This window comes from Psychroserpens mesophilus (assembly GCF_050617655.1).
In the GTDB taxonomy this organism is placed as follows: Bacteria; Bacteroidota; Bacteroidia; order Flavobacteriales; family Flavobacteriaceae; genus Psychroserpens; species Psychroserpens mesophilus_A.
The window spans coordinates 1-264 of record NZ_JBODQC010000219.1; the positions used below are offsets into that span (position 1 = coordinate 1).

A 264-nucleotide genomic window follows, 5' to 3' on the forward strand; every position below is an offset into this window, starting at 1 on the left:
GGTTCTCGGTAACGTTGATCCCGCCGCCCGCGCCCTTCTCGGTGAACTTTTTTTCGATGCCAGCGACTGTCTTGTCGTAGTCCGATTTCAGCTTCGCAAGCTTGGAAGCCATCTCCTCGGGGTTCTTTGCAAAAGCCTTCTCCGTCTTCTCGACGGCCTCGTTGTAGAGGTTTTCGGCGACAGTCAGCTCTTGCTTGCGCTTGACCTCCTTGGATGCAAACTGCCCGGCAATTTTGTCGAAGCCTTCCATTGCATCGACGTACT

The 264-nt window shown here is 54.5% G+C and carries 1 protein-coding gene; it reads right to left on the reverse strand.

All coding sequences use genetic code 11. The annotated features are described in order from the left end of the window. Positions 1 to 250, reverse strand: a 250-nt coding sequence (locus ACRHNM_RS17020) for a hypothetical protein (protein ID WP_431137819.1), incomplete at its 3' end; no start/stop codon positions are given. Positions 251 to 264 lie beyond the last annotated feature (14 nt).